The organism is Ureibacillus sinduriensis BLB-1 = JCM 15800 (genome assembly GCF_000772955.1).
GTDB lineage: Bacteria > Bacillota > Bacilli > Bacillales_A > Planococcaceae > Ureibacillus > Ureibacillus sinduriensis.
On sequence record NZ_JPVO01000055.1, the window covers coordinates 198633 to 213590 of the forward strand.

Sequence of the window (14958 nt, forward strand, 5' to 3'; positions counted from 1 at the left end):
CAGGTGACTTTTGTGAAGTTTACAACCGAAAGTGATATAGGACGTAAACGTATGGTTAATGAAGATCGGGTTGCTTTTTTAGAGCATCCCGATCGCTTTAAGCTCGCCATTCTAGCGGATGGTATGGGTGGTCATAATGCGGGAGATGTAGCTAGTGAAATGGCGATTGAAGAGATGAAATCCAATTTCCTCAACATGGACATCAAAAACCTGGAGACAAAAGAGACCCAAAGGCAATGGATGCTGGAAGCAATTCAGTCCGTGAATGAAAAGATCTATAACCATTCCTTATCACATGAAAGCTGTAAAGGAATGGGGACCACTTTAATTGCCATGCTGATTGATGACAGTGACTGCTTAATAGGCCATGTGGGAGATAGTAGGGTTTATTATTTCACTTCCGATACCGTCACCTTAATAACAAGGGATCATTCGTATGTCAATTTTCTTGTCGAATATGGAGAAATAAGCGAAGAGGAAGCGGCACACCATCCTCAAAAAAACTTTATTGTGAAATCCCTTGGCACAGAAAGCACCATTGAACCCGATTTTTATGAGCTTGTACTAGAACCGGAAACGAATGTATTGATCTGCTCGGATGGATTAAGCAATAAATTGTCCACTGATGAGATGGCAGCAATTTTAACCTTGCCGTTATCAATTGACGAGAAAGGCAAGAAATTAGTTCAGCTAGCAAATGATTCAGGTGGAGAAGATAATATTTCAGTGATACTATTGTCTAACGATGAGGAGGTGTAGAGATGCTTGAAGGAAAACGTATAAATGACCGTTATAAGATTTTGGACCTTATTGGTGGAGGTGGAATGTCTAATGTGTATTTGGCGCATGACATGATTCTTAATCGTGACGTGGCGGTGAAAATACTGCGCTATGATGCGGCTAACGAAGAGGAATTCCATCGCCGTTTCCAAAGGGAAGCATTATCAGCTACAAGCCTTACACATCCCAATATTGTTAGTATCTATGATGTCGGTGAAGATCAGGATATGCATTACATCGTGATGGAATATATTAAAGGCAAAACACTGAAACAATACATAAATGAGTTTTCGCCTATCTCTCCTGCTAGAAGCGTACAGATCATGAAGCAATTAACATCCGCAATTGCCCATGCACATGAAAACCAAATTATTCACCGTGATATTAAACCACAAAATATTCTGGTTGATCACGAAGGCAATGTAAAGGTGACCGATTTCGGTATTGCAACTTCATTAACCGCAACGAGCTATACAAAGACAAATTCGGTTATCGGAACGGTTCACTACCTCTCTCCGGAACAAGCACGTGGGGGAACTGCTACAAGCCAGTCCGATATATACGCACTTGGAATCGTTTTATACGAATTATTAACAGGCGAATTGCCATTTTCCGGAGAATCCGCCGTCTCCATCGCTTTAAAGCACTTGCAGGCGGAAACGCCATCAGTTAGGGCACTGGACGCTTCCATTCCGCAAAGTTTGGAAAATGTCGTACTTAAGGCAACTGCCAAAAGTCCCCTACATCGATATTCTTCAGCAGAAGAGATGGAGGATGATCTTCAAACTGTTTTATCGCCTAAGCGCACAAATGAAACGAAGTTCGTTCCACCTATTGACGATGATGAAACAAAAGCAATCCCAATTATAAAAGAGCCGCTCCCTATCGGCGAGATAGCAAATACAAAAATCTTGAATCAAGAGACGGGTAAAATCGAAAAAGTTGAGCTTGCAAAAAATAAAAAGCAGCCGAAAGAAAAGAAGAAAAAAAGCCGTGGGAAAATTTGGGGAATCATAGTGGCTTCGATCCTAATCGTCATTTTAGCAGCGATATTGCTGTTTAACTTGTTGACTCCAAAGCGTGCGGAGATTCCGGATGTTGCAAATATGGAACTGGATGAGGCAACTGAAATGCTTGTAGGGGCCGGATTTGTTATAGGCGAAACGAAGGAAAAACATTCAGATTCAGTGGAAGAAGGACTGGTTATAGGGACGAACCCGAAAAGTGGTTTGACGCGTGTAAAAGGTACCGAGATAGATTTGATTATGAGTCTTGGAAACGAAAAAGTGGAAATGGATGATTATGTCGATAAACAAATCGAGCAGGTCTTGTCCATTCTTGAAAATAGTGAATTTCTTGACATAAAGGTAAATAGTGAGGATTCGGAACAACCGGAAGGCACGATTATTGATCAGGAACCTAAAGCTGGCGAAGAAGTTATCCCAGGGGAAACGACGATTACCTTTACGGTCAGTAAAGGTAAAAGTTATGATACGGTCGAAGATCTTTCCGGTTATAACAAAGTGGGCTTAAAAGGCTATGAGCAAAGATCGGGTTTTAAGATAGAAATTGCGGAAGAATATTCAGATCGGGTTCCTGCCGGTGAAGTCATGGACCAAACACCAAAAGCTAATGAAAGTCTGGAATTAGGTGGGAAAATCCATGTTGTCGTTTCTTTAGGACCGAAAGAAAAGGAATCTAAACTGTACGTAAAAAATATTGTCATCCCCTATGAACCAATTCAATTAGGTGATGAACAACAGGTTCGGATCTTCATTCAGGATAAAACTCGTACTATGGTGGCTCCATTTGAGGAATTCACGATCACTGAGGATACTCCTTATGAAATCGAAATGGAGATTACCGAAGACCAACCTGCAGCGTATCGAATAGAGCGTGATGCAATGAGAATTTTTGAAGATACGATTCCATATAACAGTGTTGAGGAGTGAAACAATGGCTGAAGGCCAAATCCGTAAGGCGTTAAGTGGTTATTATTATGTTTACTATGATGGAAAATTAATACAATGTCGCGGCCGCGGTGTGTTCCGGAATAGAGGGGAATCACCGCTGGTTGGAGATCATGTTGATTTTACTAAAGAAGGCGATTCTGATGGAACGATCATGAAAATCCATGAAAGATCAAATGAGCTTGTTCGCCCGCCTATTGCAAATATAGATCAGGCACTACTAGTGTTTTCAGTTAAGGAACCCAACTTTAATACGATTTTATTAGATCGTTTTTTAGTCGTCCTGGAATCCTTTAATGTAGAACCAATTATTTGTTTAACAAAAATGGATCTCTTGACACCGGAGGAACATAGCAGCTTACAGAGCTATATTGATGAATATAAAGCAATTGGTTACGAGATCATTGAAACGTACAAAGATGATGCCTCTCTTTTAAATCGACTACAGCCTATACTGAAAGGGAAAACGTCTGTTTTAGCAGGACAGTCGGGTGTAGGTAAGTCGACCTTATTAAATACTCTGCTGCCTGAATTAGAGTTGGAAACAGGTGTCATTTCACAAAGTTTAGGGCGGGGGAAGCATACGACGCGCCATGTGGAGCTGATCGAGGTTTGTGATGGTCTACTGGCTGATACACCAGGATTTAGCTCATTTGATTTTGACACAATTGAAAAAGAAGAATTAACTGCATGTTTCCCTGAGTTCAGCAAACTGAGTGAAGGTTGCAAATTCAGAGGGTGCCTACATATAAAAGAGCCAAAATGTGCAGTTAAAGACGGTCTCCAATCAGGAGAAGTGAACTCATATCGATACGAGCATTATCAACAATTCCTGCAAGAAATTATTGACCGAAAGCCGAGGTATTAGTGATGATTAAAATTGCACCATCCATTTTGTCTGCAGACTTTGCAAAATTAGGACAAGAAGTGAAAGAAGTAGAAGCGGCTGGGGCCGAGCTGATCCATATCGATGTCATGGACGGACAATTTGTTCCAAATATTACGATGGGGCCAATTGTTGTCGAAGCATTACGTCCGATTACGCAATTGCCGCTTGATGTTCATTTAATGATTGAAAACCCGGATAATTATATTGAACAATTTGCAAAAGCGGGTGCTGATTACATTTCTGTACATGTCGAGGCATGCAGGCACTTGCATCGGACAATTCAACTTATCCGATCTTTGGGCGTTAAACCCGGTGTTGTACTCAATCCCCACACACCGATTGAGTCCATTCAACATATATTAGAAGACATAGATTTTGTTTTATTTATGACTGTGAACCCAGGCTTTGGAGGGCAAAAGTTCATCTCTTCTGTTGTTCCTAAAATTGAAGCTCTCTCAAAAATCATAAAAGAGCGCGGTTTATCGATTGAAATTGAAGTTGATGGCGGTATTACTTCTGAAACTATTGGTGCTTGCACAAAAGCGGGTGCAACGATGATTGTTGCTGGATCTGCAATTTACAATAAAGAGAATCGTCGAGAAGCCATCCAAGAGATTAAAACAGCTGGAGAGGCTGCAATCCGATAATGACAAGTGTAGTGGTATGTTCGGGTGGGCCAAGAAATGAACTTTGCTCATTTGAAGAATTAAAGTCTAAAAATGCACTCTTTATAGGTGCCGACAGAGGAGCTCTTTACTTAATAGAAGAAGAGATTGTACCCGCTGAAATTATCGGCGATTTTGATTCTCTGACTGAGGATGAGTGGCAGCGAGCATCTAATATCGCGCTGAATGTTGTGAAGGTTCATGCCGAAAAAGATGAAACGGATACGGATCTGGCACTCTTGAAGGCGGTATCTTACTGTCCGTCGGAAATCATTTTGACAGGGGTGACAGGGGGAAGGCTGGATCACTTTGAAGCAGCTCTTCGTTCCGTGTACCGTATACAAGTGAAGCATCCGCATATTCATATAAAAATTATAAACTCGCATAATGAAATTTGCATACTATTGCCTGGGGAACATACTATAATACGAGATGAAAAGTATCGATATATTTCATTTTTTGCTTATCAAAACGAAGTGGAAAATGTGACAATCCGAGGTGTCAAATACGAGACTACAAACGATTGCATTGAAATTGGCACTTCTCGCTTCACTAGTAATGAATTGATTTCTAGCCTCGGGTATATCTCCTTTTCATCAGGCATATGTTTAATGATAAGAAGCAGTGACTAAAAAGGAGGGCCAGCATTTGAGAGTTTATACATTTCAATTGCCGAAATTTGTTAGTAGTCTTACACGTAGTTGCATTAATTTATTTACAGGCGGCGAAAAGAAGAAGAAAAAGGATTAGTGTGAACTTATTTTTCCTGCAACTAGTTGCAAGTCGAGCCCCCAACCAACCTGTCGGGATTCGCAAAACCACAAAATCGGGTGGGGGTCGACAAGATATGAAACTGGTATTGATACGGCCAATAAGATTATTGGTTACATAAGTGTCCTAATAAGTAGCCAAGTATTGATGTTGGTCATGACGCGGGATGTTCAACCTTCTCTCGGTTTGTGATGAATTTAGCCTATGTTGCAAAACCAATCGCGGGGTTAAAGCAAACTACAATGTAGCTTTTTATGTCTAATGTACTTATTTTTTCATCTATGTGTTTGCATGTCCCCCAAAATGATTGGCGATATTTCATGCTCCTAATAACTTGAAGTCATTATATCAAAAAAAGAACTGCCCTCACTTGGGAGCAGTTCTTTTTTATCGGAATAATCATAAATAAAAAAACATCAATTTTTACGGGATGTAAAAATCGATGTTTTACAGGTTAGAATACGATTAAACGCGTTCAACTTTACCAGATTTAAGCGCACGAGCAGAAACCCATACACGTTTTGGTTTACCGTTCACTAAAATACGAACTTTTTGTAAGTTTGCACCCCAAGTACGTTTGTTAGCGTTCATTGCGTGTGAACGATTGTTGCCTGAACGAGTTTTTCGACCAGTTACTACACATTGTTTAGGCATGTATATTCCCTCCTTACAGATGAATCTGAAAGATTGTTTTTCAGTTCTTTATTTCACATACTTTAATAATTTAACATAGACAGGATAGCTATGCAACAGTTTTCACATAACCTTTCAAGAAAAAATCCTTTACAGCTTGAAAACAAGTGTTAAAAATGGAAATGCTATTTAAAAAATACTATTATAAAGAGAAAAGCAATGGTGAACGCACAACAAATAAAGGAATATAGAAAATAGTCTACCACTGCATAATAAGGCGAGTATACGTTACCTAATCAGCTTAGACCCAACTAAAGTTTGGTTGCCAAATTTTCAGCAACCATCAGTCAATGTTACTAAATCCTTTGAGGCGATTGTTAACTGCGAGGCGAGCAGGCACCTGGATCTGGACAAATTTCAGTATAGATTTTTATCTTCAAAGGATTAGGTATATAAAACTGCGAAACCATCATTAAGCATGAAAACTCGACAATATGTAGACGAATGCCAAGGTTTTCTTTTATAATCAATTTTTGTGTAGTACAATAGAATTTAGTGAAAATGAGCCAAGGGGGCAAAGTCATGTCAGTAGAAATTAATAATGATTTCGGCCATATTGATATTTCAAATGATGTAATAGCGCAAATTGCCGGTGGAGCAGCAATCGAATGCTATGGTATTGTCGGAATGGCATCCAAACATCAAATTCGTGATGGATTAACTGATATTTTACGAAAAGAAAACTTTGCAAAAGGTGTAATAATTCGTCAAGAAGGACAAGACCTTCACATTGATATGTATATTATCGTCAGCTATGGGACTAAAATTTCAGAAGTGGCTTACCAAGTTCAATCAAAAGTAAAATACACAGTAAATAAAACATTAGGTATGAGCGTTAAATCTGTAAACATATTTGTTCAAGGCGTTCGTGTTATGAATGTGTAAGAGGAGGATTTTAATCGGATGAAGTCACTAGACGGAATCAAATTTGCAGAAATGGTGCAAATGGGTGCACATAATTTATCTCAAAATGCAAATTTTGTTGACTCTCTAAACGTATTCCCGGTTCCAGATGGAGATACAGGGACTAATATGAACCTGTCCATGACATCAGGTGCAAAAGAAACAGAAAGCAATGTCGGGATGCATATCGGCAAAACAGCACAGAGCTTATCAAAAGGGTTATTAATGGGTGCCCGTGGGAACTCGGGTGTAATCCTATCGCAATTATTCCGTGGTTTTGGAAAAGCGATTGAAAAAGACAGCGAAATCGATGCGATTCAATTTGCCAATGCTTTTCAAGCAGGTGTAGATACAGCGTATAAAGCAGTAATGAAGCCGGTTGAAGGAACAATCCTGACAGTAGCTCGTGAAGCTGCAGCAAAAGCTGTGGAAGTTGCACAAGAGGAAGATAGTATCATTGCCGTAATGGAAGCGGTAGTAAGTGAAGGGAAAAACTCATTGGACCGTACACCCGACCTTTTGCCTGTGTTAAAAGAGGTGGGGGTTGTCGATAGTGGCGGCCAAGGATTGTTGTTTGTTTACGAAGGTTTCCTTGCATCTTTAAAAGGTGAAGCGCTTCCAGCTAAAAATGATGCGTCATTAGATGATTTGATCAATGCAGAGCATCACCGTGCACAAGACTTCATGAGCACTGAAGATATTGTATTTGGTTATTGCACGGAAATCATGGTTCGACTTGAGCAAGACAAAGAAACATTTGATGAAGCGAAATTCCGTGAAGAATTAAATGTAATGGGTGATTCATTGCTTGTAGTTTCCGATGAAGAAATTGCAAAAGTACATATTCACTCTGAAACACCGGGAGCGGTACTTGCTGCGGGTCAAAAATACGGAAGCTTGATTAAGATTAAAGTTGATAATATGCGTGAACAGCATTCTTCAATTGTAAATGATTCAGGAACACCTGCAACTGCACCGAAGAAATCGGAAAAACACCCTTATGCGGTCGTTACAATCGCTATGGGTGAAGGAATTTCCGAGTTATTGCGCAGTATCGGTGCGTCTTATGTCATCGAAGGTGGGCAAACGATGAACCCTTCTACTGAGGACATCGTGAAAGCGGTTCGAGATGTAAACGCAGAACGCGTGCTGATCCTACCGAACAATAAAAATATTGTCATGGCAGCTGAGCAAGCCGTTGAATTATTGGATATTGAAGCTGCGGTTGTACCAACTAAAACCATTCCCCAAGGTATGGCAGCTATTTTGGCATTCAACCCAGAAAGCTCTGTTTCAGAGAATAAAGAAGGTATGACGGAAGCATTTTCCCATGTTAAAACGGGACAAGTGACTTTTGCTGTACGTGATACAACAATTGATGGTGTAGAAATTCATAAAGACGACTACATGGCTTTGGCTGAAGGAAAAATCATTTTATCAACTCCGAAAATGTTGGAGGCAGCAGAAAAAGTAGTCACTGCTTTAGTTGATGAAAATTCCGAAATCATCACCATTCTTTACGGTGAAGATGCAACAGAGGAACAAGCTAATGAGTTATCTACCTTTATCGAAGAAAGATACCCTGATGCAGAGGTAGAAATTGTAGAAGGAAAACAATCGTTATATCCATTTATTTTATCAGTTGAGTAATCTAAGATGTGAAAAGTTCCCTGGTATCCATCGGGCATATTCCGTTCGCTAAATAAAAAGCTGACCGAGAAGTTTGTTAAATGAACAAGCTTCACGGTTGGCTTTTTTCTTGTTTTTGAGTAGTCGATGCTAGTCGAGAACAGTATGCAGCAGAAGGGGAATTTTTAGCGTCCAGTAGCAAGCCACTATAAGACAAATCAAAGCAATCCCGGAAGAAAACTGTCCAAAAGCAAGCCTATATAAGACAAATCAAATCAATCCCGGAAGGAAACTGTCCAATAACAAGCCGCTATAAGACAAATCAAAGCAACTTCCGAAGAAAATTGTCCAATAACAAGCCGCTATAAGACAAATCAAAGCAACTTCCGAAGAAAATTGTCCAATAACAAGCCACTATAAGACAAATCAAAGCAACCCCGGAAGGAAACTGTCCAAAAGCAAGCCACTATAAGGCAAATCGAAGCAATCCCGGAAGAAAACTGTCCAAAAGCAAGCCTATATAAGACAAATCAAATCAATCCCGGAAGGAAACTGTCCAATAACAAGCCTCTATAAGATAAATCAAAGCAACGCCGGAAGAAAATTGTCCAATAACAAGCCGCTATAAGACAAATCAAAGCAACTTCCGTAAGAAAATTGTCCAATAACAAGCCGCTATAAGACAAATCAAAGCAACCCCGGAAGGAAACTGTCCAATAACAAGCCGCTATAAGACAAATCGAAGCAATCCCGGAAGGAAACTGTCCAATAACAAGCCACTATAAGACAAATCGAAGCAACCTCGAAGGAAATTGTCCAAAAGCAAGCATCTATAATAAGACAAACGAAGCAACCCCGGAAGAAAACTGTCCAATAACAAGCCGCTATAAGACAAATCAAAGCAATCCCGGAAGAAAACTGTCCAAAAGCAAGCATCTAAAGGACAACCATAGCAATCTACAGCCGAAATTGTTCTATAGAACCGACACCACTAAGGAATTCAACTTATCCCATTGCCGATCGAGCATTTTTCCTAACGAATAATCTGTTTTCAGAAAAAAGAAGTATTCAAAAAAATATATATTTTGTGTCTCTATGATTCTTCATGATAAACTAGGCTTAAAATAATAGATTTTTTACGAATAACAAATCATTTTGGATATTAATATAATTGAGAGTAAAGGGGAGAGTAGGTTGAAGTTTACTTCAGTTTTTGACATCATTGGTCCGGTTATGATTGGACCTTCGTCTTCTCATACAGCCGGTGCGGCACGTATCGGAAGAGTGGCGAGAGATTTATTCGGACGACAACCCAAATGGGCAAAAATCCACCTTTATGGTTCTTTTGCAGAAACGTTCAAAGGGCATGGAACAGATGTAGCGATCGTTGGGGGACTTTTAGATTTTGAAACATTTGATGAACGCATCAAAACAGCTTTTGAGCATGCGAAGAATGCAGGACTGGAATTTGACATTATTCCAGAGACAGCTAATAAAGAACATCCAAATACAGCCCGTATAGTTATGGGTGATGAAGTAAGTGAAATGTCCGTGGAAGGGATTTCCATCGGCGGTGGTAAAATCGAGATCAGTGAAGTAAACGGCTTTAAGCTGCGACTAACTGGCGGTATGCCTGCAATATTGGTCGTACATGATGATCGGGCAGGTTGCATTGCGAATGTGGCAAATTGTTTAGCCATGCACCATGTCAATATCGGGCACATGGAAGTCTCACGGATTGAACGAGGGCAAACGGCATTGATGGTAATAGAAGTCGATCAAAATATCGATGAACGTATTTTGCAACAGATATCATTAATTCCGAATATTACTAAGGTATCAAAAATTAACAACTAGGGAGTGAGCTTTATGGACGTATTATTTCATAATGTAAGAGAATTAGTTGAACGTGCTGAAAAAGAAAATAAGCTTATTTCTGAAATCATGATTGAACAAGAAATGAATATGACCGGCCGCTCAAGAGAAGAAATATTTGCACAGATGGATAGAAATTTAGTTGTCATGGAGCAAGCACTTGAACGGGGATTGAATGGTGTTCAATCCGTTTCCGGGTTAACGGGCGGGGATGCAGTTCTGCTGCAGAACTATATTGCATCCGGCAAAAGTCTATCGGGAGATTTATTACTGGATGCTGTTAGCAAAGCAGTGGCAACCAATGAAGTAAATGCAGCAATGGGGACGATTTGCGCAACACCAACAGCCGGCTCCGCAGGGGTAGTGCCTGGAACATTGTTTGCTGTGAAAAATAAATTAAACCCGACCCGCGAGCAGATGATTCGTTTCTTATTCACTTCGGGTGCATTTGGATTTGTCGTTGCAAATAATGCTTTTATTTCGGGTGCAGCTGGTGGCTGCCAAGCAGAAGTTGGTTCAGCTGCAGGTATGGCGGCGGCTGCAATTGTAGAGATGGCTGGCGGTACTCCGGCGCAAAGTTCGGAAGCGTTTGCAATAACATTAAAAAATATGCTAGGTCTTGTATGTGACCCGGTTGCCGGTCTTGTGGAAGTTCCATGTGTAAAACGAAATGCGATGGGCGCAGCTAATGCAATGGTAGCTGCAGATATGGCTCTTGCTGGTATTACCAGCCGAATTCCTTGTGATGAAGTAATTGGGGCAATGTTTAGAATTGGCCAGACTATGCATCCGAGCTTAAAAGAAACAGCTCGTGGAGGTCTAGCTGCAACACCGACAGGTAAAGCACTTGCTGCCAAAATATTTGGAAGTGCAGTAGAAGTTGACTAATGTTCTGGAACCAATTACAACACTAAAAGGAATAGGGAAAGAAACGGCCGAACACTTAAGTGAAATGGGTATTTACACCATCCAAGACCTGATCTGGACGTTCCCTTATCGTCATGAAGATTCTCGTTTGAAAGATCTAGCAGAGACACCACATAATGAAAAAGTGACAATTGAAGCGAGGGTGGAAAGTGTACCCTCAGTGCTTTATCTAGGGAAAAATAAATCCAGGATTCAAGTAACGGTATTGGCGGGAAGGCATCTTGTAAAAGTGGTGTTCTTTAATCAAAATTATTTAAGAACAAAGCTAGTACCCGGGCAGGTCGTAACAGTATCAGGAAAATGGGACCGTGGTCGGCAGGTCATTAATGGCACATCGATAAAGTTCGGTCCAAAAACGGATAACGCAGATTTTGAGCCAGTTTACAGTTTGAAAAGCTCCATTCATCAAAATAAATTTCGAAAATATATGCGTCAGGCATTGGATTTACTTGAGGGGGAGATGGATGAAACACTCCCTGGCCGGTTGATTGAACAGTATCAATTACCCAGCTTGCTGGAGGCCTTGGAAGGGGTTCATTTCCCAAAAGATGCGGATCATGCGAAGCAAGCTAGAAGGCGTTTTGTTTACGAGGAGTTATTGCAATTCCAATTAAGGATTCAATCCCTTCGGAAAATTAGAAAAGAGAATGAACAAGGTCTCGCCATTCATTATGATGTGAACAAGGTGCGCGAGTTTATTAGACAAATCTCGTTTGAATTGACGAATGCCCAAAAGCGCGTCGTTAATGAAATCAGTAAAGATTTAAAAGAGCCGCACCGCATGAACCGGCTTCTGCAGGGGGATGTTGGATCGGGCAAGACGATTGTCGCTGCTATCGGACTTTACTCCGCTGTTACAGCAGGCTTTCAGGGTGCGTTGATGGCGCCGACGGAAATTCTGGCCGAACAGCATGCGGAATCGCTGAAAGGTTGGTTTGATCCAATTGGTGTGAAAGTGGCGATACTTTCCGGTTCAACGAAAACAAAAGAGAGACGATTGATATTGGAGCAACTGCGAGACGGCGAGATTGATATTTTGATTGGTACGCATGCCCTGATACAACCGGACGTCCTTTTTAACAACCTAGGATTTGTGATTACAGATGAACAGCACCGATTCGGGGTTGAACAGCGCAGGGTATTGCGGGATAAGGGGGTGAACCCCGACGTCCTGTTCATGACGGCTACGCCGATACCAAGGACGCTGGCAATTACCGCCTTCGGTGAGATGGACGTCTCCATAATTGATGAATTGCCTGCAGGGCGTAAGCAAATTGAAACACATTGGCTGAAGAAAGATCAATTGAATTCAGGTTTGACGAAAATGGAATCGGAGTTGCGAAATGGTAGACAAGCTTACGTTATTTGTCCACTAATTGAGGAATCCGATAAACTGGATGTTCAGAATGCCGTGGAAGTTTATGAGCAACTTTCAACCATCTTCAATGGCCGTTATAAAATCGGGTTAATGCATGGAAGGCTTCATCCTGACGAAAAAGATTCGGTCATGAGGGAGTTTTCAGAAGGAGAAGTTGATGTATTAGTTTCTACAACCGTTGTAGAAGTTGGGGTAAATGTACCGAACGCCACCTTCATGATGATTTATGATGCCGACCGATTCGGACTTGCCCAGCTCCATCAATTGCGAGGTCGTGTAGGGCGTGGGGAACACCAGTCATACTGCGTGCTTCTGGCTGACCCGAAGTCGGAGGAAGGGAAAGAACGCATGATGTCCATGACGCAAACGAATGATGGATTCAAGCTTGCGGAAAAGGATTTGGAACTTCGCGGACCTGGTGATTTCTTCGGAAAAAAACAAAGTGGTTTACCGGAATTTAAGATGGCGGATTTAGTACACGATTACCGTACATTGGAAGTAGCTAGACAAGATGCTGCAAAACTCATTTACGACGACCAATTCTGGCAATCGGATGAGTATCGTTATTTAAGGAAAATGCTGGAAGAATCCGGTGCTCTAAATGGTGAAAGAATGGATTGAGTATGTCGAATCATAATAAATGGTAAGGCCAGGGAACGATTTCCGCTAAATTTGGCGGAAATCGCTTTTTTTTGTTTAAAATCGAACTGACAAGGTTATATGCGTTGTTGGCTAAATTCTTGTTGAAATGGAACAAGTATACTGCACTAATTCATGTGGATAAGAGGCTTGTTCTCCATTCTCTTGAATTATTTGTGCTTGCGTTCCTTTTTATAGAAATGTATACTGGTATTAGTACCAAGTGCTAATAATTCTGGAAGTAGGTGACGAGGGAGTTGAAACGTACTAAAAAAGAACGGCAAAGACTGCTTACTGAAACAATTCAAGATAATCCATTCGTCACTGATGAACAATTAGCCGCACAGTTTGGAGTCAGCGTTCAAACCATTCGTCTAGATCGAATGGAACTTTCCATTCCCGAATTACGTGAACGTATTAAGGACGTTGCCTCACAAAATTACGAGAATGAAGTTAAAGCTCTACCAATTGATGAAATAATTGGTGAAATCATAGATATTGAATTAGATCAACGAGCGCTTTCCATATTTGATGTAAAGGAAGAACATGTATTTCAGCGCAATGGCATTGCGAGGGGGCATCATCTGTTCGCCCAAGCGAACTCATTGGCAGTTGCTGTAATAAATGATGAGTTGGCACTTACCGTCAAATCGAATGTTGTGTTTGTTAAACCTGTAAAAGCAGGCGATCGAGTGATCACGAAAGCAACAGTTCGAGGGAAGAATAGCGAGAAAAATCGTACATATATAGAAGTAGTATCAACTGTAAATAATGAGACAGTATTTAAAGGTGAATTTGAAATGTATCGCACGAAAGGTTCAGGTGACAATCATGAAGCTAGCAATTGATGGAATGGGTGGGGACAACGCACCAAAAGCAATCGTTGAAGGTGTGCTGCTTGCATTGGAAGACTTCCCGAATATAGAAATTCAGCTATATGGAAAACAACAAGAATTACAGCCGTTTTTAAAAGAACATGCCCGCCTTGAAGTGATTCATTGTGAAGAAATCGTCGAACCAGAAGACGATCCAGCACGTGCTGTTCGCCGTAAAAAAGATTCATCGATGACGAAAATACTCGAAGCAGTGACAGAAGGTAATGCGGATGCTTGTTTATCCGCGGGCAATACCGGCGCCTTGATGGCTGGTGGGTTATTCAAAGTAGGCCGTATCGAAGGGGTTGCTCGCCCGGCGTTGGCGACGACGCTACCAACGATTGACGGCAAAGGCTTTTTAATGCTTGATTTAGGTGCCAATGCAGATGCAAAACCAGAAAATCTTCTGCAATATGCCATAATGGGCTATATTTATGCAAAAAAAGTAAGAGGGATCGACAATCCTCGAGTAGGATTATTAAATATCGGTACAGAAGATAAAAAAGGCAATGATTTAACAAAGCAAGCCTTTCTTTTGTTGAAAGAATCGAATATTAATTTTATTGGGAATGTTGAAGCACGTGATTTACTGGATAATGTCGCGGATGTGGTTGTAACGGATGGATTCACCGGAAATATGGTCCTAAAATCAATCGAAGGTACGGCAGGCAGCATGATGTCGATGCTGAAAGAAGCTTTTATGGCATCAGCTAAAACAAAAATTGGTGCCGTACTGATGAAAAATGAATTAAAAAAACTCAAAGGTAAATTGGATTATTCCGAGCACGGCGGTGCTGCACTGTTCGGCCTTAAAGCACCGGTAATCAAGGCGCATGGTTCTTCAAATGCAAGAGCAATTTATAGTGCGATCCGTCAAGCATCCATTATGGTTGAACATAATGTAACAGATATCATTACTCAAACCATTGCGGAAAATCAAGAACAATAAATCCAGGGATGTAGT

The 14958-nt window shown here is 40.9% G+C and carries 14 protein-coding genes; 13 read left to right on the top strand and 1 reads right to left on the bottom strand.

The genetic code is table 11. The features are described from left to right. Window positions 1-12 precede the first annotated feature (12 nt). The 6 genes from CD33_RS16905 to spoVM are packed head-to-tail and all read left to right on the top strand — an operon-like array spanning window position 13 to window position 5054. Complete coding sequence (locus CD33_RS16905; protein ID WP_036202854.1) at window positions 13-759, top strand: Stp1/IreP family PP2C-type Ser/Thr phosphatase; 747 nt, start codon at window positions 13-15, stop codon at window positions 757-759. A 2-nt stretch (window positions 760-761) separates the two neighbouring features. Next, window positions 762-2732 carry a Stk1 family PASTA domain-containing Ser/Thr kinase gene (gene pknB / locus CD33_RS16910; RefSeq protein ID WP_036202857.1) on the top strand — a complete coding sequence of 657 codons (1971 nt, stop codon included), beginning with the start codon at window positions 762-764 and terminating at the stop codon, window positions 2730-2732. Between the two features lie 4 nt (window positions 2733-2736). Then, window positions 2737-3618 (top strand): ribosome small subunit-dependent GTPase A, encoded by an 882-nt coding sequence (rsgA, locus tag CD33_RS16915; RefSeq protein WP_036202860.1) that lies wholly within the window; start codon window positions 2737-2739, stop codon window positions 3616-3618. Between the two features lie 2 nt (window positions 3619-3620). Then, on the top strand, window positions 3621-4286 hold the full coding sequence (gene rpe, locus CD33_RS16920) for a ribulose-phosphate 3-epimerase (RefSeq protein ID WP_036202862.1): 666 nt from the start codon (window positions 3621-3623) through the stop codon (window positions 4284-4286). Further along, window positions 4286-4936, top strand: a complete 651-nt coding sequence (locus CD33_RS16925; protein WP_036202865.1) for a thiamine diphosphokinase — start codon at window positions 4286-4288, stop codon at window positions 4934-4936. Before rpe ends, CD33_RS16925 begins: the two co-directional genes overlap by 1 nt. Window positions 4937-4952: 16 nt before the next feature. Further along, window positions 4953-5054, top strand: a complete 102-nt coding sequence (gene spoVM / locus CD33_RS20300) for a stage V sporulation protein SpoVM (protein ID WP_088291723.1) — start codon at window positions 4953-4955, stop codon at window positions 5052-5054. A 486-nt stretch (window positions 5055-5540) separates the two neighbouring features. Here the strand turns inward: spoVM and rpmB are convergent, their stop codons facing one another. Next, window positions 5541-5729 (bottom strand): 50S ribosomal protein L28, encoded by a 189-nt coding sequence (gene rpmB, locus CD33_RS16930; RefSeq protein WP_036202868.1) that lies wholly within the window; start codon window positions 5727-5729, stop codon window positions 5541-5543. A 561-nt stretch (window positions 5730-6290) separates the two neighbouring features. Here rpmB and CD33_RS16935 point away from each other — a divergent pair. From CD33_RS16935 to plsX, 7 genes are all read left to right on the top strand, one after another. After that, complete coding sequence (locus CD33_RS16935) at window positions 6291-6653, top strand: Asp23/Gls24 family envelope stress response protein (protein ID WP_036202871.1); 363 nt, start codon at window positions 6291-6293, stop codon at window positions 6651-6653. 18 nt (window positions 6654-6671) lie between these two features. Continuing rightward, window positions 6672-8321, top strand: a complete 1650-nt coding sequence (fakA, locus tag CD33_RS16940) for a DAK2 domain-containing protein (protein WP_036202873.1) — start codon at window positions 6672-6674, stop codon at window positions 8319-8321. A 1173-nt stretch (window positions 8322-9494) separates the two neighbouring features. Further along, the gene (gene sdaAB, locus CD33_RS16945; protein WP_036202875.1) at window positions 9495-10157 is read left to right on the top strand and encodes an L-serine ammonia-lyase, iron-sulfur-dependent subunit beta; all 663 of its coding nucleotides are present in this window, start codon (window positions 9495-9497) and stop codon (window positions 10155-10157) included. 12 nt (window positions 10158-10169) lie between these two features. Next, window positions 10170-11063, top strand: a complete 894-nt coding sequence (gene sdaAA / locus CD33_RS16950) for an L-serine ammonia-lyase, iron-sulfur-dependent, subunit alpha (protein ID WP_036202877.1) — start codon at window positions 10170-10172, stop codon at window positions 11061-11063. Further along, window positions 11056-13101, top strand: a complete 2046-nt coding sequence (recG, locus tag CD33_RS16955) for an ATP-dependent DNA helicase RecG (protein ID WP_036202879.1) — start codon at window positions 11056-11058, stop codon at window positions 13099-13101. The genes sdaAA and recG overlap by 8 nt, the downstream gene beginning before the upstream one ends. A 275-nt stretch (window positions 13102-13376) precedes the next feature. Continuing rightward, a complete protein-coding gene (gene fapR, locus CD33_RS16960; protein WP_036202882.1) occupies window positions 13377-13967 on the top strand; it encodes a transcription factor FapR in 591 nt (196 codons plus the stop codon). Next, complete coding sequence (plsX, locus tag CD33_RS16965) at window positions 13951-14943, top strand: phosphate acyltransferase PlsX (RefSeq protein ID WP_036202886.1); 993 nt, start codon at window positions 13951-13953, stop codon at window positions 14941-14943. The genes fapR and plsX overlap by 17 nt, the downstream gene beginning before the upstream one ends. Window positions 14944-14958: the final 15 nt, after the last annotated feature.

Excerpts from the sequence above, each read along its gene's own strand:
- pknB (WP_036202857.1), top strand. The coding sequence starts at position 762 with ATGCTTGAAGGAAAACGTATAAATGACCGTTATAAGATTTTGGACCTT.
- rsgA (WP_036202860.1), top strand. The coding sequence starts at position 2,737 with ATGGCTGAAGGCCAAATCCGTAAGGCGTTAAGTGGTTATTATTATGTT.
- rpe (WP_036202862.1), top strand. The coding sequence starts at position 3,621 with ATGATTAAAATTGCACCATCCATTTTGTCTGCAGACTTTGCAAAATTA.
- CD33_RS16925 (WP_036202865.1), top strand. The coding sequence starts at position 4,286 with ATGACAAGTGTAGTGGTATGTTCGGGTGGGCCAAGAAATGAACTTTGC.
- rpmB (WP_036202868.1), bottom strand. The coding sequence starts at position 5,729 with ATGCCTAAACAATGTGTAGTAACTGGTCGAAAAACTCGTTCAGGCAAC.
- CD33_RS16935 (WP_036202871.1), top strand. The coding sequence starts at position 6,291 with ATGTCAGTAGAAATTAATAATGATTTCGGCCATATTGATATTTCAAAT.
- fakA (WP_036202873.1), top strand. The coding sequence starts at position 6,672 with ATGAAGTCACTAGACGGAATCAAATTTGCAGAAATGGTGCAAATGGGT.
- sdaAA (WP_036202877.1), top strand. The coding sequence starts at position 10,170 with ATGGACGTATTATTTCATAATGTAAGAGAATTAGTTGAACGTGCTGAA.
- plsX (WP_036202886.1), top strand. The coding sequence starts at position 13,951 with ATGAAGCTAGCAATTGATGGAATGGGTGGGGACAACGCACCAAAAGCA.